Annotated in this window: 15 protein-coding genes; 4 read left to right on the forward strand and 11 right to left on the reverse strand. The window is 62.5% G+C overall.

The genetic code is table 11. The features are described from left to right. Positions 1–14 precede the first annotated feature (14 nt). From M1P90_RS06800 to M1P90_RS06825, 6 genes are all read right to left on the reverse strand, one after another. Positions 15–812 (reverse strand): alpha/beta hydrolase, encoded by a 798-nt coding sequence (locus tag M1P90_RS06800; protein ID WP_483701850.1) that lies wholly within the window; start codon positions 810–812, stop codon positions 15–17. 467 nt (positions 813–1,279) lie between these two features. Beyond that, positions 1,280–1,858, reverse strand: a complete 579-nt coding sequence (locus tag M1P90_RS06805; RefSeq protein ID WP_483701836.1) for a P-loop nucleotide/nucleoside kinase family protein — start codon at positions 1,856–1,858, stop codon at positions 1,280–1,282. A gap of 361 nt (positions 1,859–2,219) precedes the next feature. Beyond that, a complete protein-coding gene (locus M1P90_RS06810) occupies positions 2,220–2,423 on the reverse strand; it encodes a hypothetical protein (protein WP_483701848.1) in 204 nt (67 codons plus the stop codon). Positions 2,424–3,386: 963 nt separating this feature from the next. Next, complete coding sequence (locus M1P90_RS06815; RefSeq protein ID WP_483701851.1) at positions 3,387–4,127, reverse strand: hypothetical protein; 741 nt, start codon at positions 4,125–4,127, stop codon at positions 3,387–3,389. Positions 4,128–5,662: 1,535 nt separating this feature from the next. Further along, positions 5,663–7,090 (reverse strand): aminotransferase family protein, encoded by a 1,428-nt coding sequence (locus M1P90_RS06820; protein WP_483701852.1) that lies wholly within the window; start codon positions 7,088–7,090, stop codon positions 5,663–5,665. 672 nt (positions 7,091–7,762) lie between these two features. Continuing rightward, positions 7,763–8,524 (reverse strand): PIG-L deacetylase family protein, encoded by a 762-nt coding sequence (locus M1P90_RS06825; protein WP_483701853.1) that lies wholly within the window; start codon positions 8,522–8,524, stop codon positions 7,763–7,765. Positions 8,525–9,345: 821 nt separating this feature from the next. On the opposite strand from M1P90_RS06825, the gene M1P90_RS06830 reads away from it, so the two are divergent. Continuing rightward, entirely contained in the window at positions 9,346–9,981 is a 636-nt protein-coding gene (locus tag M1P90_RS06830) for a haloacid dehalogenase (RefSeq protein ID WP_483701854.1), read from the forward strand. 171 nt (positions 9,982–10,152) lie between these two features. Then, positions 10,153–13,197, forward strand: a complete 3,045-nt coding sequence (locus M1P90_RS06835; protein WP_483701855.1) for a PAS domain-containing protein — start codon at positions 10,153–10,155, stop codon at positions 13,195–13,197. Positions 13,198–13,380: 183 nt separating this feature from the next. Here the strand turns inward: M1P90_RS06835 and M1P90_RS06840 are convergent, their stop codons facing one another. The 4 genes from M1P90_RS06840 to M1P90_RS06855 all read right to left on the reverse strand — a co-directional run bounded on the left by M1P90_RS06840 (position 13,381) and on the right by M1P90_RS06855 (position 19,655). Next, a complete protein-coding gene (locus M1P90_RS06840; RefSeq protein ID WP_483701856.1) occupies positions 13,381–14,400 on the reverse strand; it encodes a D-2-hydroxyacid dehydrogenase in 1,020 nt (339 codons plus the stop codon). A 102-nt stretch (positions 14,401–14,502) separates the two neighbouring features. Next, positions 14,503–15,291, reverse strand: a complete 789-nt coding sequence (locus tag M1P90_RS06845) for an alpha/beta hydrolase family protein (RefSeq protein WP_483701857.1) — start codon at positions 15,289–15,291, stop codon at positions 14,503–14,505. A gap of 121 nt (positions 15,292–15,412) precedes the next feature. After that, positions 15,413–16,471 (reverse strand): ParB/RepB/Spo0J family partition protein, encoded by a 1,059-nt coding sequence (locus M1P90_RS06850; protein ID WP_483701858.1) that lies wholly within the window; start codon positions 16,469–16,471, stop codon positions 15,413–15,415. Positions 16,472–16,835: 364 nt separating this feature from the next. After that, entirely contained in the window at positions 16,836–19,655 is a 2,820-nt protein-coding gene (locus tag M1P90_RS06855) for a metallophosphoesterase family protein (RefSeq protein ID WP_483701859.1), read from the reverse strand. 143 nt (positions 19,656–19,798) lie between these two features. Here M1P90_RS06855 and tgt point away from each other — a divergent pair, with 143 nt between their 5' ends. Further along, complete coding sequence (tgt, locus tag M1P90_RS06860) at positions 19,799–21,010, forward strand: tRNA guanosine(34) transglycosylase Tgt (RefSeq protein WP_483701860.1); 1,212 nt, start codon at positions 19,799–19,801, stop codon at positions 21,008–21,010. 485 nt (positions 21,011–21,495) lie between these two features. Further along, positions 21,496–22,779, forward strand: a complete 1,284-nt coding sequence (locus M1P90_RS06865; RefSeq protein WP_483701861.1) for a thioester domain-containing protein — start codon at positions 21,496–21,498, stop codon at positions 22,777–22,779. Between the two features lie 178 nt (positions 22,780–22,957). Here M1P90_RS06865 and M1P90_RS06870 read toward each other — a convergent pair whose 3' ends face one another. Further along, positions 22,958–23,572 (reverse strand): cysteine dioxygenase family protein, encoded by a 615-nt coding sequence (locus M1P90_RS06870; protein ID WP_483701862.1) that lies wholly within the window; start codon positions 23,570–23,572, stop codon positions 22,958–22,960. Positions 23,573–23,580 lie beyond the last annotated feature (8 nt).

The raw sequence follows: 23,580 nt of genomic DNA on the forward strand, positions 1-23,580 counted from the left end.
CTCAAAGCCTTGCGTTATTCAGATGTGCGTGAAGGTTGATATACCTTGCGAATGCCATGAAGATATGTGAGCGCAACCCCTTCTGAACCGTGCGGTTCGCCTGAGTAGATTTCCGTGCTCAGTTTGAGACAAGGGAAGTTCTCACTGTTCAGGAAATCTATTAGTTGCTTATAGCCCGGTACCATGTCATCCTCTAACTCACCTACAGAGAGATACAGCCAGAGCGGCTCATCTGCGCTCCTAGCAGCCAAGCGCTCAGAATGCTGGATCACATGGGGATAAGCAAGATCGAAGAGGCCACTTCCACACAGATAGCGTTGGAAGGTTTGGGGTTGATGGAATAGAGTATACATGGCAAAAAAACCGCCCGCTGAGTAGCCATAGAGGCAGCGGTCTGAGAAGGTGATGCGATAGTTTGTTTCGACAAACGGAATGATCTCCTGTGTAAGAGCAGTAAGAAATCGGTCGGCAGCGCCAATTGGATCCTCGGGCATCCAATGCATGACCTCAGGGATAAAGAAGTCGCGTCCTCGCAAGTCATGCCACTCGGCATAGCTCTGTATGTTATAGCCAATCCCCACGACAATGGCCTCCGGTGTTCCCACACACCAATGCGAAAGTGGAGTAAGACCAGCCGCCATACCAAACAGCAGGTCGCTATCAAGGAGATAAATCACCGGAAAGGATTGATTGGAGGTTGCGTATGATTCGGGTAGTGCGACGGAAAGGTGATACTCGCGGCCAGTCGCATCACAGAACAGCGTGCGCTCTTCGGTGTCGAACAAACCCCTTCGTGGAAAGCTCTCTGTCATCGTACCCTCCTGTTGTATCGACGAGACCAACACATTGCGTGCGAAAATGGGTTGCCGCCCAACTATAAGTGAACGAATCGCCTGCGCCTATTATCGAGCAGTAGCAGTTTTTGCGCAAGTGATTCGTGCTATAGGTGAAACGACCGCCATTACGACTTGGATTCGTCTATCTCGCCAATGGTCGATGGATTGCGAATCGCGTGCGCCGAAATCGCCGCTGAGGTGCCAATCGCGAGTCATGCGAAACGGCCTTTTTACGAAAAGCGGCTGATCGGGTGCCGGCCCAACGGGTTGCGCTTTAGCGGCGCCGCCACGGATTGATGACAATCACATTGTAGCAGACACTGGCGTTGAAAAACGCACGATCTTGCTCGACGCGAAGCGGCGTCCGCTGCAAGCGCGTGTTGGACGGCAACCTGTTTTGGCTTTTGATTGAGAAACATATCGGCTGGCGTGTGCCGTGCTTCTCAAGACGCTACCGGCGTCGTTCCATCGTTCCTGACATATGCGAGTGCTGTAGGAATGTACGTTTCAAGCGGCTGTGTTGTGTCAACGACCAGGTAGTTATCAGTTGGCCGCTGCATTGTGTCCATCCACTCACGGAACATGGCATCGTTGATTTCGGTCTTTCCTGTGCCAATTACGGGCGGAACACGTATCCCACTGAGTTGACTCGGCAATCGTGAGCGCGTGCGTAGCCGGTGGTCGAGTGCATCAAGGTCTGCCAGCCGGCACTCAATATAGCGATAGCGTGCGCCAGCCTCGTGGGCGAGGCGTTGCCCGCGTTCGAGCAATTCGACATACAGACAGGGACTGTCAAAAATCACGCTCCAGCCTTGTCGCAGGAGATCGCGGGCAAGAGCGTCCAAAACAGTATACGACGCTGCGCCAGCAGTGGAGGGTGGTACATTTGCTTCAAGTAAAGCGCTTTTGGTGATATCGTGGTCAATAATGACCGCTCCAATCTGTGGTGCGATAGCGCGGGCAAGTGTCGTTTTCCCCGCGCCAGGTACGCCAGACATTTGGATAAAAACCAAGTCAGACATGGGCCGAAACCTTCGTGGACAGACTATCAAAGGAGAAGAAGATACGCTGATTGAGGGATACAGCTATCCAACGCCTCAAACGTAAGAAGAATATGATGGGTTGCCGTCCAACATGAAAGTGAACGAATCCGACAGCACCTATTATCGGCTAGGAGCGGCTTTCGCGCAAGTGATTCGTCCTATAGGTGAAACGACTGCCATCACGACTTGGATTCGTCTATTTCGCCAATGGTCGCTGGATTGTGAGTCGCGTGCGTCGAAACTTCAACTGGTGAGTCAATGACGAGGCACGCAAAACGGCTTTTTTGCGGGAAGCGGCTGATCGGGTGCCGGCCCAACGGGTTGCGCTTTAGCGGCGCCGCTACCAGTAAATGGCAATTACATTGTAGCAGAAACTGGCGCTGAAAAACGCCCGATCTTGCTCGACGCGAAGCGGCGTCAGCTGCAAGCGCGTGTTGGGCGAGAGCTTTGATAGAGCGACGAGTTGAAGCATGAGCTGACTATGCTGAATTGATACGAGCAACTGCACTTGGCTGAACCACGCTGACGGAACCACAATCAGCATAACGAGCCTTCACACCACGCAGGGTTGAGACGACCTTGAACGGAACCACGTGGCATAACGAGCGTTCGAATCACACTGGTGTGTGCAAGGCGTTGAACGGAACCACGGCAGCATAACGGGCACTCACACCACGCAGGGTTGAGACAGCGCGACACGGAACCACGCGGCACAACGAGCTTTCATCCCACACTCGATTCGTTCCTTGGTGGCTGCACAACGTTCTTGTGCATAAGTGACATAACGCGCTGTTCAAGATCGAGACAACCTGCGAAACGAGACGCGCCCAACGGGTTGCGCTTTAGCGGCGCCGCCACCACTAGATGGCTGTCACATTGTAGCAGAAACTGACGCTGAAAAACGCACGATCTCGCTCGACGCAAAGCGGCGTCCGCTGCAAGCGCGTGTTGGGCGAGCGCTTTGATAAACAGCCGAGTTGAGGCATACGCTGCCGGCGTTAAACTGATACGAACAGCTGCGTTCGGCTGAACCACGCTGACCGGAACCACATTCGGCACAACGAGCTTTTGTACCACGCAGGGTTGAGAAAGCGCGATACGGAATCACGCGGCATAACGAGCTTTCGTACCACATTGCTTTGCGCCAAACGTTGACTGGAACCACGTCAGCATAACGAGCACTCGCACCACGCAGGGTTGAGCAAGCGCGACACAGAACCACACGGCACAACGAGCATTCATCCCACGCTCGATTTGCTCTCTTGTGACTGTACTGCTTTGTTATGCCAAAAAGACAGAAATCGTCGTTCTAGAGCGGGATGACTTTACACCGAAGACTCGCCCAACGGAATGCCATTCAGTTGCGCCGCCGTCATAGATTGGGAAAGCAATAGCCGATTTCCAGCTGTCGAAAAAGCCCCGATCTTGCTCGACGCGCAGCGGCGTCGACTGGAATGGCAGGTTGGGCCGCGACGCCCACAGCGATTTGCGACCGAAAACACCAGATTCAGACCCGATCAGGTTGGTCTGCCATTATTTCAGATGCCGACGTTGCTCCAGGCTCGGCTTTCCACAGCACGACTCCCTGCCAGATACTCACCATTACGCCGAATATGGCGACCAACCCGTGCGCGTCTGGCAGCAAATACACGAACAGCGAGACGATTCCTGCCACCATATACAACACGCTCAATCCACGCGGAAGGCGGCGAGATGCCCACCCTGCCGACCCGATCAGCAAAAGCGCCCACCCGAGGAAGTGCCAGCCGGCCGCAATCGCGCCTGTCACGAGCGTGGTCCATGCTGGCAAGAGCATTGTTTCCAGTTCGGGATGGTGTGTGAGGTACTCTCGGTTGGCAGCACGGACGAAGGCGACGGTCACGAACATCGCTCCCGCAAGCGCCGCAGCGAGCAATGCCAGAGACATTTGGCGTGGAGCACACTCGCCAATGCGCTCGCGCAGTACGACAAGGGTCATGATCAAGCTGGCGGCACACACTGGTCCAAACAGGAAATCGGCCAAGGCATAGGCGAACGGCCCAATGGCAGCTCGCAAATCGCCCATAAGATAAATCCAAGGTGGAACAATGAACGTGACGGTGAGCAGGAAGGAACACAGGCTGCCCCACTGCTGCACAGTCGCGATTGGTGTTTCCGGGCCTTCTTTGATTTCTGTCCAACCTGCCATAGTGCGCCTCCTAAGAATTGGTGTTTCCGGGCCTTCTTTGATTTCTGTCCAACCTGCCATAGTGCGCCTCCTAAGAAGCGGATGAGCAAGAGTATACCAGAAGCGCGGTAGTAATCCATATGAACAGGCTGAGGGAATGATGATGGGGTGCCAACTCGTGCTCACGCTGCGGATTGTGTATAGCGTGATTGTGTCTGCTCGGAGGTGTAGCGGCCCAACGGGTTGCGCTTTAGCGGCGCCGCCGATAGATCGCACAAGCATTGTAGCAGATACGAGCACTGAAAAACGCACGATCTCGCACGACGCGAAGCGGCGTCCGCTGCAAGCGCGTGTTGGGCGTGAGCTTTGATAAACAGCCGAATGGAAGCATGAGACGCCGACGTTGATGCGACACGAGCAACTGCGCTTGGCGGAATCACGCTGACTGGAACCACATTCAGCACAACGAGCGTCCATACCACGCAGGGTTGAGAAAGCGTTGACTGGAATCACATTCAGCACCACGAGCCTTCGTACCACGTTGCTTTGGTTAAACGTTGAACGGAATCACATTCAGCACCACGAGCTTTTGTACCACGCGGGGTTGAGCAAGTGCGACACGGAACCACGCGGCACAACGGGCCTTTATCCCACGCTCGATTGGTTTCTTCGTATTGCACCGCGTTCTTGTGCCGAAAAGACAGAAAGCAACGTTCGAGATCGAGACTCCTTCAGAGCCGAGACGCGCCCAACGGGTTGCGCTTTAGCGGCGCCGCCTTAATAAATGGCAAGCACATTGTAGCAGAAACCGGCGCTGAAAAACGCCCGATCTTGCTCGACGCGAAGCGGCGTCCGCTGCAAGCGCGTGTTGGGCGAGAGCTTTGATAAACAGCCGAACTGAGGCACAAACCGGCCACGTTGATGCGATGCGAGCAACTGCGCTCGGCCGAACCACGCTGATTGAAACCACTTCAACACAACGGGCGTTTGTACCACGCAGGGTTGCGAAAACCTTGAACGGTATCACGCGACACAACGGGCATTCGTACCACACCGGGTTGAGAAGGCGTTGCCGCGACCACGTGGAAGAGAACCGGCTTCTGTCTGCATCAGGGTTGCGAAATCGTTGACTGGAACTACGCCAGCACAACGGGCGCTCACACTACGCGGGGTTGAGAAAGCGCTGACGGTATCACACGGCACAACGCGCCTTCATCCCACGCTCGATTCGTTCATTCGTGGCGGCTCCGCATTGTTTTGCTACAACTCAATAAAACGCCATTCGAGATCGAGACAAATTGCGAACTGAGACTCGCCCAACTATAAGTGTGCGAAATATTCCCGCCTATTTCCTCACCCACACCCCTAATACGTGAGCGGTGCGCCAGAATGTACTATTTTGGGTGCGACCGCCGCGAACACTCGTGGAAGGCGACGTATAGCCATTGGCGCGCATGGGACTCGTGCTATTGTACCAAAATTCCTGCACATGCGCAGCGTGTGCGCGATGTGCGGAGCTAAGCCGCGAAAATGCGAGTCGCGTTGCTGCGGCGGGCAGGCCCGGAAGGCGTATGCATGCGTTCCAGGCCTGCCCGCGTTTGGTTCACCCTAAGCCCTTACCCGACGCTCACCGTCTGACCGAGCGCGACGGCCTCCAGCGTCGGCTGGGTGCCGAGCTTGCGCCCCAGCGCGTGGATGACGTCGGCCACGATTGCGACGACCTGGTCGGCTTCTTCTTGCGGGATGTTGAGCGGCGGCGCAAGCTGAATCACCGGGTCGAGCCGGTCGTCGGCGCGGCAGATTAGCCCGCGCTGCTTGCACTGGTCGGAGAGCCAGGCCATGAGGTTGGGCTCTTCGAGCGGCGCGTTGCCGATGCGGTCGTGCACGAGCTCCAGCGCGAGGAACATGCCCATGCCGCGAATATCGCCGACGTTGGGGTGCTCGCCAACAGCGGCGCGCAGCTCGCGCAGCATGTAGTCGCCCATGGTGGCGGCGCGCGCCGGCAATTGCTCGCGCTCAAGGATGGCGAGGTTGGCGAGCGCGGCGGCGCAGCTGGCGGGGTGGCCGCCAAAGGTGATGCCATGCATGAATTTTTCGCCCTCGCCGCCCAGGAATTCGTTGGCGACTTCGGGCCGCACCAGCACTGCGCCGAGCGGGGCGTAGCCCGAGGTGATGCCCTTGGCGCAGGTGATGATGTCGGGCACGACGCCAAAGGCGTTCACGCCGAACCAGTGGCCCACGCGCCCAAAGCCGCAGATCACTTCGTCGGCGATCATCAGGATGCCGTAGTGGTCGCAGATCTGGCGGACGCGGCGCAGGTATTCGGGCGGGGGCACGATTGCGCCGCCGCTGTTCTGCACCGGCTCCATGATGATTGCGGCGATTGTTTCGGGGCCTTCGAACTCGATTAGGCGCTCGATTTCGTCGGCGCAGGTGTTGGTGCACTGGGCGTGCAGCGCGCAGTAGTTGCAGCGGAAGCGGTGCGGCAGCGGCACGTGGCGCGCGCCTGGCACGAGCGGGCCGAAGCCGTTGCGGATGCCCGTCAGGCCGTTCACCGAGAGCGCGCCCATGGTTGTGCCGTGATAGACCACGCGCCGCGAGATGGTTTTGTGCCGTTCGGGGAAGCCGCGCCGGCGCTGGGTGGCCTTGGCGAGCTTGAGCGCGGTTTCGACGGCTTCGGAGCCGCCGCTGACAAAGAACGTGCGGGTTTTTGGCCCCATCGGGCTGATGCGGGCGAGCTCGCCGGCGAGCTGGATCTGCGGGGCACTCGGGAAGGAGAAGGGCGAAACAAAGGGGATGTCCATCAGTTGGGCGGCCAGCGCGTCGACAATTTCGCGGCGGCCGTAGCCAGCATTCACACAGAACAGGCCCGACAGCGCATCGATGTACGCGTTGCCGTCCTGATCCCATACGCGCGACCCTTCCCCGCGAACGAGGACCGTCGTGGGCCGCGCGGAGGTACTGGCGGTGTGGCCCATCTGAAAAAAGTGCAGCCAGACATTGTCGGCAAATGTCTGCTGCATGGCCGGATCAAGCGGAAGCATGGGTGTCTCCTTTAAGGCGCAAAAATATTCGGATGCTCAGTGAGACCGTTCATTCGGCTCTGTACGCTTGCGTGCTGCCCCCACCGAGCTATTCTCAGGGGCAGGGCGCGCTCAGTTGCGGTTTGTCTGGTCGGGTGAGATACTCCTTCTGTGATGCCTTTCGGAGATGCTTCCGTCGATTTACGATTTACGATTTGTGATGTACGATCTGCGTGCTATTGCCCGCAATCGTCTATTTCCAAACCAAAATCATAAATTGCAAACGGGCATGTTTCAAGGAACGCGCCGCTGGAAGGCGTCACCAGCGGTTCGACCTGGGAACTTGCTTCGTCATTGAAGCAGGGTGAAAATCAGGCGTCGCCTCCGTCCCAGGCCTGGGCAACGACCCAAGGGGCTGTACGTACCGATGCCATTTCAGTTGGCAGGTTGCAGGTTGCAGGTTGCAGCGGGCATATCAGAAGCAGGCTTGTTGATTGGAAACCTGGCTTCGCTTGCACGCTGAACTGCTCACTGCGCACTGCCGGCTGTTCCGGCTGCACGCCTAAGCCCAGTGGCGGGGTAACGGCTTGTCGATGGCGCTCCTTTCGTTTGGGCGCGGCTGCGGCGCTGGTGGCGGCGGCGGCGGGGGACCAACCCTTCCGCGCGTGCTGCCGGCGCCGCAGTGCGCCAGGGCTATTCGTGAACGGCGCCGCCCTCGGACGGCTCGGGAGGTGTTGCTTCGTCGGGCACGAGCTTCATGACGCGGAAGGCTTCGGCGTAGGCCAGGCCGGCGGCTTTGCCGGAGTTGGCGGCCCACTCGCGCACCCACTGCCCGTCGCCAGGGTCGAGCTGGCTCTTGTGGCAGCGCAGCGCGGCGATCTTCTGCTCGATCGTGCTGCTGATGTCGACATGCGTGTTGGCAGTGGCCTCGTCGCCCGAGATGTACACTTCTTTGACGTTGTGCGGCTCGAAGCCTTCGGCCAGCAGCTCGGGGAAGATCGGGCGCGTGCCGGCGCTTGGGAAGACGGCGTAGATGGCGGCTTCGGCGGCGGCGCGGTGATCGGGATGGTTGATGTAGTCGTTGCCGTAGAACACAGCCGTTGGGTCGCCGGTGACGACGCGGTCGGGCTTGAGCCGGCGGATCAGGCGCGTGAGCTCGCGGCGCAATTCGAGCGAGGGGGTGAGCGTGCCGTCGGCATAGCCGAGAAAGATCACGTCGAGGACGCCGAGCGCGGCACATGCGGCGCGCTGCTCGTCGGCGCGGGTACGCACCAGCTCGGCGAGATCTGCGTTCGGCTCGTTGCTGCCGGCCGCGCCGTCGGTAACGATGCAGTAGGTGATTTCGGCGCCCTGGCTGGCCCATAGTGCGGCGCTGCCACCACACGAGAACTCGGAGTCGTCGGGGTGCGCGAAGATGCCCAGTATGCGCAGGGCGGGTGGTGTTTGGTCGTTCATAGTGCCTCAATGGTGCGGTGACAGTTCTAGTGTACACCAGGGGTTGTGTTTCTGTCTAGGGGTGATTCGCTCAGGCCGCGAGGCCGTTTTTGATGCAGTTTGCTCAGGCCGCGAGGCCGTTTTTGATGCAGTTTGCTCAGGCCGCAGGGCCGCTTTTGATGCAGTTTGCGTAGAATCAAGCAGTGCTGGCGTGAGGCCAGTTTGCTCAGGCCGCAGGGCCGCAAGCAGTACTTATGAGTAAAGCAGCTCGCTCGGGCCGCAGGGCCGCAAGCAGTACTTATGAGTGAAGCAGCCCGCTCGGGCCGCGAGGCCGCAGGGTGCGCCGGCACCCTGCACCCCGGCCGGGGCTTCGCCCCTGGACCCCAAATTTTAGGTGTTCGGCATATTCGACGGGTATTTGTCATGCCTCCGTTGAGGATGGAAGCAGGCAGTGTTTGACAGAGGTGTTGCCAATGTGCATGGCTTTTGTTTGATACAAATCTATCTCGTTCGATGCCCATATATTGGCACAACGGAGGCATGACCGTAAGCCATTTCGCATGCGAACCACGCTCTTTTTGGGGTTCGGGGCAAGGCCCCGACGGCGAGGTGCAGGAGGCCGGCGGCGGCCTCTTGCCGCGGAGCGCGAGGGCGCGTAGCCCTCGCAGAGAAGGATGGGCGGACACATAGGTCCGCCCAGACAAGGTCCGCCCAGACAAGGTCCGCCCAGACAAGGTCCGCCCAGACAAGGTCTGCCCAGACAATTGATGAGCAACTATTATGATAGTGTATACTTACACCTCACCATACTGTGCAGCACGCGCAGGGAAAGAGAAGAGCCGATGAGTATTGAAGCGATTGTTGGCGAGGCGGTGGCGCAGATCGACGCCAGCCACGCCGCGCGCGAGCGGGCGCTGGCCACCTCGCGGGCGCTGGTGCGGCAGTGCGCGAATACCATTCGGGCGGTGCACCGCGGCGAGTTTGCCGAAGCGGCGAAGCTGCTGGCCGGCGCTGCAACCACCGCGCGTGATTTGCGGGCCGGCCTTGCCGATGCGCCCGCGCTCTTGTTTGCGGGCTACACCCAGGACGCGCTGAAAGAATATGCCGAAGCCGCAGTGGTATATGCCCTGCTGCACGGCGACCCGCCGCCCGGCCCGCTGGCCTTGCAGGTCGACCCGGCGCCCTACCTGAATGGCCTGGCCGAGGCGGCATCCGAGCTGCGGCGCGCAATTCTCGATGGCCTGCGACATGGCGAGGTGGCGCGTGGCGAGGCGCTGCTGGACGTGATGGATGAAATCTACGGCAGGCTTGTGACCGTCGATTACCCTGACGCGATCACGGGCGGGCTGCGCCGCACGACCGACGCCTTGCGGGCGGTGCTTGAGCGCACGCGCGGCGATATGACGGCCGCCCTGCGGCAGGAGCAGCTTTCGGCGGCGCTGGCCGCGCTGGAAACGCGCCTGAGCGGCGGTGCATAGTTGCCGATTCAGGGGTGCGGGCATACCAAGCGTGCAGCTTGCCCGGTAGAATAGCTGGATATTGAGCCGCTGATCGCGCCGTGGGCAATTTCCCGGCACGGCCGGCGGTTTGGATTCTTTGCCGCCGTATGTCTATGCTTGTGCGCCATTGCTGACAGGAATGGGGAGCGTATGGAGAAGGACAGTGGTTTGGACACGCCTGCCTCGGGCGAGCATACGATCCAGCATTTCGATCTTGGCGTGCTACTGGCGCATATCAACGATGCAATCATTGTCAGCGATCTGACCTTCACGATTAGCTACTGGGGCGGCGCGGCCAAGCGCATCTATGGCTGGTCGGCCGAAGAGGCGCTCGGCCGGAAAAATACCGATATCATCCCTGCGGTTGAGTTTCTCAGTGGTGGCGACCGTGCTTCGAGCTTTGCGCAGGTGTACGAGCACGGCCAGTGGGCGGGTACGATTGCGCAGCGCCATCGTGATGGGCACCTTGTCTATATCGATTCGTCGGTTCGCCTGCTGCGCGACGAAGCTGGTACGCCACAGGCGCTGGTGGTGGTGAACCGCGACGTTTCCGAGCGGGTGCGCGCCGAGCACGAACAGGCAGCGCAGCGTCGGCGGCGCCGGCTGCTTGCGAATGCAACCGAGATGCTGGCGCGGGTTGAACTGGATGTCGAAGCCACGCTCCACGCGGTGGCGCGGGAAATCGGCTCGGCGCTGGGCGACTCGGTGATCATGGCGCTGGTGGGAGAAGAGCAGACGATTGCCCCGGTGGCGATCTGGCATCACCAGGCCGAGCCGCGCGAGCTGCTGCGCGCAGTGATGGAGCAGGAGCCCATCCAGATTGGGGCGTTCGGGCTCGGCGCAGTGCTGGCCGAGGGCCGATCGGTGCGGCTGGAACATGTTGATTGGCCGCGCATGCGGCGGCGCCTGCTGCCAGCCTACCATCCATATTTCGAGCAGATCGGCGTCGCCAGCATGATGATCGTTCCGCTGACCGTGCATGAGCGCATCATTGGCGCGATCCAGGTGTCGCGCGACCGCGCAGGCCCGCCCTACAGCACCGACGATTTTCAGTTTCTGCAAGATCTGGCCGGGCGCGCGGCGCTGGCAATCGACCGGGCACAGCTGTATCGCGCCGAGCGGGCGGCACGCGCCTTTGCCGAACGGGCGATGCAGCGCATGGCGGCGCTTCAACAGATCACGGCGGCGCTGGCCGAAACATCCACGCTTGAAGATGTATTTGGCGTGATGCTCGACATGGGCCTGCCGGTAATCAACGCCAGCCGCGGTGGTGTGGGTTTGCTGAACGAATCCGGCAGCGCCCTGCTGGTCACGCAGTTCCGTGGCTATGCCACCAGTCTGATCGACCAGTGGCCCGAGATTCCCCTGAGCCTGCCCATGCCGCTGACCGATGCGCTGCGGCGGCGCGAGCCAGTGTATATTCGCTCGCTCGAAGAAAAGCTGGCGCTCTACCCCTACATGGCCAGCATCCCCTCGAATGCCGAAAACCCGGTGCAAGCCGTGCTGCCACTAATTGTCGATGGCGCGGGCCTGGGCGTGCTGCAGTTTGTGTTCGAAACCCCGCAGGAATGTTCTGACACCGATCGCGTTTTTATCGAGGCGCTGGCGCAGCAGTGCGCGCAGGCGCTCAAACGGGCGCAGCTGGCCGAGGGTGAGCGCCAGGCGCACCGCGCCAAGGATCAGGCGCTGGCGCAGCTCAGTATTCTGCTGGCGGCCGCGCCGATTGGCATTTGCTTCTGGAACGCGACCGGCACCTGCCTGCAGCTGAACGACACCTTTGCGGCGCTGAATGGCCAGAGCATTCAGGCGCAGCGCGGGCGGCCAGTTGAAGATATGGCCCCGCCTGCGCTGGCGCGCCTGGCCGAGGACGTGCGGGCGGTGCTGGCCACTGGCACGCCGCGCATCGACCGCGAGGTGAGCGGAATGGCACCGGCCTCGGCCGAGCTGCGCCACTGGGAAGTGAGCGTCTACGCCGTTCGTTCGCGCGAGGCCGAGATCATTGGTGTTGGCGCGGTGGTGGTGGAAAGCACGGCGCGCAAGCGCCTGGAAGCGCAGCTGCTGCAATCGCAGAAGATGGAGAGCGTTGGGCGGCTGGCCGGCGGCATTGCGCACGATTTCAATAACTTGCTGACGGTGATACAGGGCTGCGTGAACCTGGCGCAAACCAGCCTGGACGATGACTCGCCGGTTGCAGACGACCTGCTGGAGATCCAGCGCGCCGCCGAGCGCGCCGCCGGCCTGACGCAGCAGCTGCTGGCCTTTGCGCGCAAGCGAATCATGTCGCCACGCGTGATCGGCGTGAATCGCCTGATCCTGAGCGTCGATACGTTGATGCGCCGCCTGATTGGCGAAGATATCGAGCTGGACACGCGCCCGGAAGCCCAGCAGGATGCGGTGCGCGCCGACCCAAACCAGATCGAGCAGGTGCTGATCAATCTGGCAGTGAATGCGCGTGACGCCATGCCCGAAGGCGGCAAACTCACGGTTGAGACGCAGGTGGTGGGCGCGCTTGGCGCGCAGCAGCTTGGCGCGGATGGGCGCTTTCTGCTGCTGGCGGTGAGCGATACGGGCGCGGGCATGGACGACGAGACGCGCGAACACGCGTTCGAGCCTTTCTTCACCACCAAGGAAGTTGGGCGCGGCACTGGCCTGGGCCTGGCGACCTGCTATGGCATTGTGCAGCAGCACGGCGGCACGATTTCAATCTATAGCGAGCTGGGGCGCGGCACGACGGTGAAAATCTACCTGCCGCTGGTTGATGCGCCAACCGAGCGCGACGCAGCGGGCGATGCGACGAATTTGCTGCCGCTTGGCAGCGAAACGATCCTGATCGTCGAGGATGATGATTCGGTGCGCAACCTGGCGGCGCGCGTGCTGCGCGCGCTGGGCTACCGCGTGCTGGAGGCAGGGAATGGCGAGGCAGCTGCGAGCGTGGCGCGCGCCTACCTGCCCGCGCCAATCGACCTGCTGCTGACCGACGTGGTGATGCCGGGGCAGGTTGGCACGCAGGTGGCGGCGAATATCGCGCAGGTTTATCCCGGCATTCGGGTGCTGTATACGTCTGGCTACACCGAAAATGTGATTGTGCATCACAACGAGATCGATGCAGGGGTGGCCTTTCTGGCCAAGCCGTTTATGCCGGCGGCGCTGGCGCAGGCGGTGCGGCAGGTGCTGGATGAGAACGCCGACGAATGACGACCTTCGTCCTGCAATCAGGCGTATGCGATACGCCCCGGCGGCAACCTGCAACCAGGCGTATGCGATACGCCCCGCCTGCAACCAGGCGTATGCGATACGCCCCGCCTGCAACCAGGCGTATGCGATACGCCCCGGCGGCAACCTGCAACCAGGCGTATCGCATACGCCGTGGCGCCCCCCTCAGTATCCGCGCTCGCGATCGACGAGATTGAAAAGCGGCTCGCCGGCCAGGTAGCGCCGCAGGTTTTCCGCGAACAGATCGGTGGTGAGCGCGTCGTAGTGTTTGCTCATGCCCGACATGTGCGGTGTGATCTGCACGTTCTCAAAGCCCCAGAGCGGGCTGTCGGCCGGGAGCGGCTCGGGGTCGGTGACGTCGAGGGCCGCGCCGCCGAGCGTGCCTGCCTCCAGCGCGGCGATTAGTGCGTTCTGGTCGATCAGCGGGCCGCGCCCAATATTGACGAGCAGGGCGTCGGGGCGCATCGCGCCTAGCTCTGCCGCGCCGATGATGTGATGCGTGGCTTCCACCAGCGGCAGCGCCAGCACGACCACATCGCTGGCGGCCAGCAGGTCGGGCAGTTCTTCCAGCGAATAGTAGCGCTCGGGAATGCTGCCGTCGGCGTCGCCCGTGCCGGCGGGCGTCCAGCCATCGAAGCGCGGCGAGCTGTCGGCGCGCTTGGTGGCCAGCACGCGCATACCGAGCGCGCGCGCCAGCCGGCCCAGCTCGCGGCCAATTGCGCCATAGCCAAGAATGCCAACCGTCCGGCCACGCAGCTCCCAGGCTGTCAGCAGGCGTTCTTTTTCGGCGCCGGGCCATTCGCGGCGGGCCTGAAGGCGCTGCGTAAGCGGCAGATGGTGCGCGTGCGACAGCATCACGGCCAGGGTGTATTGTGCGAGGTGGCCGGCGTGAATGCCGCTGGCGTTAGTGATGCGGATCGGGCTGTTCCAGAGCGCGCTGCCATGCGCACTGTTCACGCCGGCATTGGTGAGCTGCACCCAGCGCAGCGCGGGCGCGTGCTCGGGCGCGAAGTCGGTGCGGCCGGTGAGCAGGATTTCGGTGTCGGGGGTGAGCGCTTCCTGCACGGCGGCGGCGGTAAAGGCCGGGCGCTGCTCGATACGCAGGCGCGGCGACACGGCGCGCAGTTGGTCGAGCTGTGCGGGGGTGAGCCGCTGCGCGGATAAAACGTGAACGGTGTCTGCCATCTCCTCTGCCCTTCTGCTCTGCGGTGGCTGCGGGCTATAGTACCACAGCCGAACGACAACGCCACAGAGATCACAGAGAGCACAGAGTAAGAAGGTTTGGACTCAGTTGTGCAAGAGTCCGAGTTGCTGGCCGAGCCATTCTAGCCGGTCGGCGCGGGCGGCGGCGTTGAGGGCGTGGCCGCATTCGTACCACGCCATGCGCTTGGGTTCGTGCGCGGCGTCGAAGAACTCCTGGGCGCGCTCGGCCGGCACGTGCGGGTCGCCGGTGCCGAACTGGAAGAACAATGGCGCGGGCGCGAGCCGTCCGATCTGCGTGATTGGGTCGTGCGGTGCGAAGGTTGCGCGGAAAGCGACGCGCTCGCCTTCAGGCAGGCGCGGGTAATACAAGTACCAGTCGGGGAAGCGTGGCGTGCCAGCCATCAGCACATAACACGAAGGGCGCGAATCGGCTGCGCCAAGCAGCACGCCATACATCGCGCCGAAATCGTGCCCAACATACGCCACGCGCGCTGGGTCGACACCCGGCTCGGCCAAGAGCAGATCGAGCGCCTGGCGCAGTTCGGCAAGCTGCTGCATGCTGTTGGCGATGTCGTCGGCCTGGGTGCGCTTGTAGAACCAATCGCGATCCGACCACATCGTTTCGACCAGCAGCGAAATCACGCCACGGCGGGCCAGTTCCTTCGCCTCTTCGACAAACTGTGTGCGGTTCGAGTCGTGCGCTTCGGGCTCGTACCAGTGGACGAACAGCGCCGCTGCGTAGCTGCCCGCTACCGATGGGCGGATGATCTCGGCAACGCGGCGCGCGCCGCCAGGGGCGCGGTAGCTGAACAGTCGCTCGGTCACGCCGTCGGCGCTTTCCTCGCCAATCGGCCGAATGTCTGGGTCGCTCATCATTGCCTCCCCGAGAATCGCGTGCCGCCCGCCAAACGCACTGGCAGGCGGCATGTTTATGCACTATATGGCAGACGCGTGAGGCGATGCGGATGTTTCAAGCCGGGTGCGACTCGGCGTTCTACTCTTCGAACTCCCAGCCCTGCTGGCTGGCAAGCTGGCGCAGCGCGCGGGCCAGCGACTCGACCTGCTTGAGCAGCAGGCCGACCTTCATTGGCGCGGCGGTGTCGCTCTTGACCCACTTCACCAGGTCGCCCTCGACATGCGCGCGCGACAGGCGGTCGGTCTCGTCGAGCATCTGGTCGAGCGAGCGAATGCGGAACACGCGCGCCTTGTTCTTGGGCTGGTTCTCGATTGTGTCGTCGACGCTCAGGTAGCCGCCGTCGTCCTTTGGCTCGTCCTCATCGTCCCACAGGTCGCTGTCGTCGTCTTTCGGCTCGACCGAGGCGACGCTGGTTTTGCCCAGTGGCCCGCCAGCAGGCGCGGTCGGCGCGCCCACGATTTCGCGCTTCAGCTCAACGCCCTGCTCCAGCGCGCTGAGCGCGTCGTCGAGCGACAGGTTGGGGTTGGCGGCGAAGTAGGACGACAGGCGGCTCAGCTCGGCGGCCGACATGCCCTCGTCCACGGCGGCGTGCGCAAGCTCGACCTGGGTGCGCGGGTTGGGGATGCGGCGCAGGTGCTGCGCCTGGGTGACGCTCAGGTCGCCAGCGCGCAGAAGCTGCTGGATTTCTTCGGGCAGATCGAGCAGGCCGAGGTAGCGCCGCACCGTGCGCGCCGACAGGCCGACCGCGCGGGCAGTAGCTTCGTCGCGCTCGCCCTCGTTCTGCGGCTGCTCGCTGCCAAGCTGCTCGCGCAGGCGCAAGAAGGCCCGCGCTTTCTCAAGATCGTTCAGATCCTGGCGCTGGACGTTCTCGGTGAGCTGCTGAATGAGCGTGCGCGGGTCTTCGGCGTCGAGAATAATACAGGGCACGCGCTCAAGCCCGAGGCGCAGCGCAGCCTCGCGCCGACGGTTGCCATAGACCACACGATAGTGGCCGCGCCCAGCCTCCACCACGCCGATAGGCTGAAGCAGCCCATACACGGCGATGGTCGCGGCCAGCCCTTCGACATTGCCTGGCTCCTCGCGCACGCCGTTTGGGTCGGCCTCAAGCGCGTTTGGGTCGAGGTAAAGCAGTTCCATCTCTGTCTCCCTAACGCAATGCGTGAACCGTGTGCGGCGGCTGGCGGCGCGCAATTCACGATTCACGGTCGAACTTCAAAACACCTGTTCGGATAGAGAGTATAGCAGAAGAATGCGGCGCGGGCAACTGAGATGGACGACCGGCGACCGGACGACCGGAAATTTACCACAGAGACACAGAGACACAGAGTTTTATAGCAACAACGACTGCGGCCAAACTATTATTCACCGCAAAGAGCGCGAAGGGCGCGAAGTGTTGCAGGTTACAGGTTTGAACGTTTGAAGGTTGCAGCTTCGTGCAAACTCAACATTCAACATTCAACATTCAAAACTTGCAAACTCATCTTGTCTCCTTGTCTCCTTGTCACGCATTCACAGCGCGCTCGGCGGGAAGATTGAGCACCGGGCTGCCGTGCGGCGGCGTGTTCGAGTGGGCAGTGCGAGCGAGCGGCGGCAGTTCGAGCCAGCGCGCGCGGTTGGGCTGGCGTTGCAGGCGCGGCGCAGGGTCGCTGTCGTTCTGCACTTCCATGTAGGGAATGAGCTGCAGCTGCCAGCCTTGCGCGGTTTGCGCCAGCTCGGCGCGCACATAGCTTTGCAGCAGCGGCGGCATGTCGTGGTTGAGCGCGTTGGTGAAGCCACTCGCCAGCGCGCCAACGGTGTACTGGCGGCTCAGCCAGGCGCGCGCCCGCTCGATCGGATTGGTTGGCGGGTCGGGCTGCTGGCTCCATACAAACTTCTGCATCATCTCGTTGAACGTCGGGAACAGGTCGTCGAGCACCACGCAATCGGCCTGTTTGTCGCGTGCAGCGTCGCGGCCCCACACGTCGGGGTGGTAGACCGAGCGGCGGCTGAGCGGCAGCGTCGGGGTATTTCGCACATCGAAATCGAGCCAGCCGAAATCCATTGGCTGCGTCAGGTAGGCCCCGCCGCCGCCATTGACGATATGGTACATCGTGTGCTGCTCGCCCTGCTCGTCGGTATAGCGCACGGTGTAGCGCTCGTAGGCATGCGTGTCGCCGCCCATCACGACATCGACATGGTAGCGGCGCAGCAGCTCGTAAATCTCGCGTGGCGAGTAGGAGCGGCGCGGCACCGAGCGCGTCTCGGTCGCTTCTTTGCTGCCGGCAAACGCGCCATTCACATACAGCGGGTTGCCTACCAGCACCACGATATACAGCTCGGGCAGCGCGCGCAGCGCCTTCAGGCGGCGGGCCAGCCACTGGTATTGCAGCGCGTCGATCGAGCCGGTGACGCCATTATCGAGCGCAAGCACGGCCAGCGGCGCGCGGCCAAAGGTCATTTCGAAAAAGGACAGGCGCTGGTGCGTGGCGCGCTGGCTGGGCAGGCCGCCGACCGAGCGCAGGCGGTAGCGGCGGCGCAGCGCCATTACGCGCTGGCGGTCGATCCTGCGCCAGGGCCGCCAGTCCCACGGCAGCGTTTTGATGCGCGCCAGCGGCGCGGGCGGCGTGCCGAGCGTGGCGTTGTACGCGAAGTTCGTCAGGAAGCCGTGCAGGCTGTCGTACCAGTCGTGATTGCCGGGGATGGCGTAGCACGGCGGCGACTGGTCGGCCACGGCGCTGGGCGCAAAGGTGCGCGTGCCGCCGGGCGCAAGCAGGCGGCGATGCTGGTCGCGCGGGGCGTTGGGGCGGTAAAAGGCGCGCTCGTAATCGCAGATTTCGCCGCCCGGATAGATCACATCCGAGCTGATGATCGTGAAATCAATTGCCTCGGGGTCGTCGTTGATGCCGATGGTGGCGGTGGCTGTTGGGTTTTTGATCAGCGCGTCGAGCAGCTGGCCATTGCTGGCGGGCGTTTTGCGCTCCTGCGTGGCGCGGCTGGCCTGCTTGGCCGCGCCGTGGTAGCTGCTGCCGGGGTAAAGCTGGCTGTCGTCGCCCTCGCCCGGGTCGCCAATGATGTTGAAGCGCAGCGAGCGCACATTCCAGCGTGTGTCGAGCGGCGCGATGCGGGCGTGCTCTTCGACCAGGTCGAGCAGCGCGGCCTCGTCGCTGGTGCCGAACAGCGCCTGCAGGTAGGTGGTACGCACCACGTCGGCCAGCGGCGGGTTGAAGCCGTGGCGAATGGCGAGCCGCAATGCGCTGGGCCAGACGGCGGGGTTCAGCCAGCCGAGGCCGCGCGCAACCGACGGGCGGAAGCGAAAGATGATCACAAAAAACATCACTGCCAGCGTCGCCAGCAGCAGCAGCGTCTGCCGTAAGCCGATGGTTGGGCTGCCAGCCGGCACCGGGCCGGCCAGCCACGCGCCCAGGATCTGGATGGCGGCGACCCAGGCCAGCGCCACGAAAAAGCCGTGCCAGCGGAAATGGTAGCGCAGGTGCGGCAGCGCCACGCGCCAGTTCGGCGGGTCGATCCACGAGAAACCGCGCGCGTGGTTGATGCGGCGCAGCGTGTAGAGGACGAAATACGCCACCGACACCACCGACCAGATAAAGGCCAGCAGATTCAGGCCGGCGGCGATGGTCTGGGTGCGCTCAAGCACGCCCGTGACTTGCAGGCTCATGATCACCGGGGCGGCCAGCGCCATTGCCACCACGTTGAAGAGAATCAGCACTTGCAGCGATGTGCGCAAGCTGTCGACCGTGCCGTGGGCCAGCAAGTCGCCGGTGCGCACGCGCCGCCGCGTTTCGCGGTAGAGCGTCAGGCCGCCGCAAAAGGCCATGTTGCCGAGCAGAAACATGCGCACGACGTAGAGGTTGATCGGGTGGCTGACGCTGGCTTCTTCGGCCAGTGGCAGGGTTGCAATACCCGCCAGCGCGCTGAGGGCAATGGCAAGCTGCAAACCCTCGCTGGCGAGGCCGCGCACGCGCATGCCGCCAATGCTGCGGTAGAAACTTGGCGAAAGCTCCAGCTCAAGCAGCAGCAGAATGCCCGCCAGGATCACCCAGCCAAAGGCTTCGGACTGCATGGCGGTATAGATCGCCGGCACGGGCAGGGGCGGCAGCAGCGCGGCCGCCAGCACCATGATGCCCACCAGCGTCCAGCTGATGCGGTCGTTGCGGCGCTGCATGCGCTCCTGCTCGTCGCGCTTGATGGTGGGCGCGCTGTCGCCCTGCCACACCAGCGCGGCGGCCAGCGCATTAATTCGCCGGTCGAGGCGGACGAATTTCACCACCCACGCAACGAGCACAAGCGCAACCACAGTCAGCCAGCCGACGATCCAGAGCATAGCGGCGTCGCCTTTCCCCAAAGAGCGGATGTTATCTATTGAACGCCCGCCAAACGATTTTTCGGGCAGCCAGAAAAGCTGGTAGAATAACGCGCGGTCGTGCGGCGCTTTGCCGCCCCTATTGTATGCGGAAAAACAAAGCTATGCCACTTTCATTTGACATAAAACATCGTGATACTGGGAGCCGCGCGCGGGCTGGCGTGATCCAGACGGCGCACGGCCCGGTCGAGACACCCGTGTTTATGCCGGTTGGCACGCGCGGCACGGTCAAGGCGCTCACGCCCGAAGAAGTGCGCGATGCCGGCGCGCAGATCATTCTTGGCAACACCTACCACCTGTATTTGCAGCCGGGCCACGAGCTGATTGCGCGTATGGGCGGGCTGCACGGCTTCATGGGCTGGGATGGGCCGATCCTGACCGACAGCGGCGGCTTTCAGGTGTTCAGCCTGATCTACGGCGGCATTGCCGATGAAGTCAAGGGCCGGCGGCCAAGCCAGCACGCCCAGCTCAAGCCGGGCATGGTCAAAGTAACCGAGAATGGCGTGATCTTCCGCTCGTACATCGACGGCTCGAAGCACCTGTTCACGCCCGAGCGCAGCATCGAAATCCAGAAGGGCATTGGCGCCGATATCATTCTGTGCTTCGACGAGCTGCCGCCCTTTCGCGCCGGCTACGACTACACGGCGCGCTCGCTGGAGCGCACGCACCGCTGGGAGGCGCGCTGCCTGCAGTTCCACCAAAACACGCTGGGCGGGCAGAACCTTGCCTTCACCGCGCCGAATCTCGACCAGTCGCTGTTTGGGATTGTGCACGGCGGCGTGTTTGAGAACCTGCGCCGCGCCAGCGCCGAGTATATTGGCACGCTCGGCTTCGATGGCCTGTGCATTGGCGGCTCGCTTGGCAAAGACAAGCAACAGATCAACGAGGTGGTGGACATGACGGTGCCGCACATGCCCGACGCTTTGCCGCGCCACCTGCTGGGCATTGGCGATGTCGATGATTTGATCGAGGGCGTGGCGCGTGGCATCGATATGTTCGACTGCGTGAGCCCGACGCGATTGGGACGCCATGGCGCGGCGCTGGTGAGGAATTCCGCACGCAAGTGGCGGCTGAATGTGCAGAACGCCAGCCTGCGCAACGACGACGCCCCGCTCGACGCGCAGTGCCGCTGCTACACCTGCCAGCACTACTCGCGCGCCTATATTCACCATCTGTTCCGCGCGCAGGAGCTATTGGGCATTCGGCTGGTTAGCCTGCACAATGTCGCATTTCTGTGCGACCTGATGGCGGAAGTGCGCGCCAGCATCCGCGAAGGGCGCTTCGCCGCACTGCGCAAGGAGTGGCTGGGGGCGTAGGATGTACGATTGACGATTGACGATTTACGATTGCGGCGATTGACGAACGATGACCATTTTATTCACCGCAAAGAGCGCAAAGGACGCGAAGGGTTGCAAGTTACAGGTTAGAGGTTGCAGGTTTGAAAGTTGCAGGTCACTACCTACTGCTGACTGCCACCTGCCTACTGCTGACTGCCACCTGCCTACTGCTGACTGCCATCTGCCTACTGCTGACTGCCACCTGCCTACTGCTGACTGCCACCTGCCTACTGCCTACTGCCGACCGGGGGAATAAACCGCAAAGAGCGCAAAGGGCGCGAAGGATTCGCAATTTCGATTTACGCTCTACGCTCTACGCTCACCCCTTCACCTTGTCACCCTTTCACGCCCTCACCTCATTACGCCTCACTGTCGTAACTTTCCATAACACATGGCACCCTTCTTGCAGCTATAATGGTCCCCCGATTTTTGGGGTATCGCATCTGCAAGGAAGGCCATTGGCTATGCCACCGACCCGTCTTCGTCGTCCCCTGCTGGCGCTGCTGTGCGCGCTGGCTGTGTTTGCGCTGCTGGTGCCACCTGGCGCGCAAGCGGCCCCGCTCGATGGCACCTTTGTTGGCAAGCTGCGCGGCCGCGAGGTATCGTTCCGCCATAATGGCAAGGATCGCACCGAGTGGGCCGGGCTGCTGAGCTTCAAGCTGGCCAGTGGCGCGACGGTGCCAGTGTTTTGCATCCAGATCGATGTGCATGTCAGCCCCGGCGACCCGTATCGCAGCGATGGCACGATTCTCGACCTGCCGAACGGCTGCCAGATTCGCTACCTGCTGGGCAAATACCCGGCGGCAAGCGCGAAAACCGCCGAAGAAGCGGCGGCGCGGCAATTGGCAATCTGGGTCTTCTCCGACGGGCTTGACCTTTCGACGGTGACGGACGCGACCGTGCGCGACCGGGCGATTGCGCTAGCAAACGAAGCGAAGGGCAAGCCCTGCCCGCCGCACCGCAACGAAGCGCCCACGCTTACGCTAGATCCGCCTGCTGGGAGCGCGCCCGCCGGTCAGTCAATCGCCTACACCCTGCGGGCCAGCCCATCTGAGGCGGGCGGGAAGGTTACAATTGCCGTGAATGGGCCGGCGGTGTTTTCGGATGCGGGTGGCGCGAACAGCGGGCAGCAGCAGCAGCAGATCACGCTCGATAGGCAGGGGAGCGCGCAGTTCTGGCTGCTTGGCACAGGCGCGGGCGAAAGCGCGATCAGCATTGCGCTGCCCTACAACCTCGGCGCGGGCACAGTCTTTGCCGAGCGCGACCCGAACAAGCCTTCGCAGCGCCTGGTGCTGGCGCAGGGTCAGCCGCTGACGGTGAATGTGGCCGGGCGGGCAGCCTGGGCCGCGCAGGCTCCGTCGCCAACTGTCACCGCCACGCCGACGGAAGCCGCTACTGCTACGCCAACCGCCACACCCAAGCGCCGCCCGCGCGCCACGCCACAGCCTACCGCAACTCCGCAGGAAACCGCTACTGCACAGGAACAAACTGCCACGCCCGCTGAGCAGACTGCTATCCCCAGCGAGGTTCCGCAGGAGCAAACCGCCACGCCCGTTGAGCAAGCCGCGCAGGCAACCGAGGTCGTTCCTACTGCTACGCCCAACGGCGCAACCAGCGCGCAGGTTCGCCCGCGCAGCCTGCCGCGCACCGCCAACGATGGCGGGCCACCGGTGGTGCTTTTCATCATGGGTGTGCTGGCAATCGTTGCGGGTGGATGGATGTTGCGCGTGCAGCGTCGGGGGAAATAAGCCACAGAGCGCACTGAGGGCGCTGAGATACAGAACCAAGAACCGAGAACCGGTTCGGTATCTTCGTTCAGTGAGGTTCGCGATACGAGCAGTTGTGGCTGAAGGTTTGCAGCTACGTACTACGCACTATAAAGCCAAGTGCGTAGTACGTAGTGCGTCACCCATCGTGCCTTCGTGGTTACGAAATTTTGTCGTCGCAGGGGCGGTTGCTCCAGCCCGAGCGGAAGCTGCGCACGCCACTGTCTTCGGGCGTGAAGGCGTGCCGCCAAGTGCAGCCGGTGTCGTTGCCAAGCAGGTGAATGCTCACCGACGGCACAGCCGAAGTGGTCAGCACGCGGTGGATGTCGCCTTCGGGCGGCAGAAGCACGTAGAAATCGCCCGGCAGCAGGTGATTGCGCTCGGTCAGCTCCAGCGGGGCGTGGTGTTCGTCGCCGGGGCCGGCGCGGCGAAACACTTCTTCGTCCTGCTCGCCGGCGTACAGCCCAACGATGCCCCACGCCAGGTGATCGTGCACGGGCGTGGCCGCGCCGGCCGGCACCACCAGCGCAAACAGCGACAGGCTGGCGTCAGCCGCGCCGTAGATCAGCCAGGTGGCAATGCCGCCGCCCATGCCGCCAGCCGTGTCTGGGCTGCGGAAGGATTCTGGCAGCCATGTCTGGTTGGCCAGCAGCGCCGCAAAGGCCGGCTCCATCGCGCGCATTGCCTCGGCGGGCGGCGCGTCGTCGATGGCAGCGCGCACCTGCCCAATGAACTCGCGCACCACAGGGGTATCGAGCACATATTCTTCGCTCATAGAAGACC

This window comes from Kouleothrix sp. 19917, assembly GCF_057073505.1.

Bases quoted from the DNA above. Each gene is read 5' to 3' on its own strand.
- M1P90_RS06820 (WP_483701852.1), bottom strand. From the start codon at position 7,090: ATGCTTCCGCTTGATCCGGCCATGCAGCAGACATTTGCCGACAATGTC.
- M1P90_RS06865 (WP_483701861.1), top strand. From the start codon at position 21,496: ATGCCACCGACCCGTCTTCGTCGTCCCCTGCTGGCGCTGCTGTGCGCG.
- M1P90_RS06835 (WP_483701855.1), top strand. From the start codon at position 10,153: ATGGAGAAGGACAGTGGTTTGGACACGCCTGCCTCGGGCGAGCATACG.
- M1P90_RS06830 (WP_483701854.1), top strand. From the start codon at position 9,346: ATGAGTATTGAAGCGATTGTTGGCGAGGCGGTGGCGCAGATCGACGCC.
- M1P90_RS06805 (WP_483701836.1), bottom strand. From the start codon at position 1,858: ATGTCTGACTTGGTTTTTATCCAAATGTCTGGCGTACCTGGCGCGGGG.
- M1P90_RS06845 (WP_483701857.1), bottom strand. From the start codon at position 15,291: ATGAGCGACCCAGACATTCGGCCGATTGGCGAGGAAAGCGCCGACGGC.
- M1P90_RS06840 (WP_483701856.1), bottom strand. From the start codon at position 14,400: ATGGCAGACACCGTTCACGTTTTATCCGCGCAGCGGCTCACCCCCGCA.
- M1P90_RS06815 (WP_483701851.1), bottom strand. From the start codon at position 4,127: ATGGCAGGTTGGACAGAAATCAAAGAAGGCCCGGAAACACCAATTCTT.
- M1P90_RS06870 (WP_483701862.1), bottom strand. From the start codon at position 23,572: ATGAGCGAAGAATATGTGCTCGATACCCCTGTGGTGCGCGAGTTCATT.
- M1P90_RS06810 (WP_483701848.1), bottom strand. From the start codon at position 2,423: ATGCTGATTGTGGTTCCGTCAGCGTGGTTCAGCCAAGTGCAGTTGCTC.
- M1P90_RS06825 (WP_483701853.1), bottom strand. From the start codon at position 8,524: ATGAACGACCAAACACCACCCGCCCTGCGCATACTGGGCATCTTCGCG.
- M1P90_RS06850 (WP_483701858.1), bottom strand. From the start codon at position 16,471: ATGGAACTGCTTTACCTCGACCCAAACGCGCTTGAGGCCGACCCAAAC.
- tgt (WP_483701860.1), top strand. From the start codon at position 19,799: ATGCCACTTTCATTTGACATAAAACATCGTGATACTGGGAGCCGCGCG.
- M1P90_RS06800 (WP_483701850.1), bottom strand. From the start codon at position 812: ATGACAGAGAGCTTTCCACGAAGGGGTTTGTTCGACACCGAAGAGCGC.
- M1P90_RS06855 (WP_483701859.1), bottom strand. From the start codon at position 19,655: ATGCTCTGGATCGTCGGCTGGCTGACTGTGGTTGCGCTTGTGCTCGTT.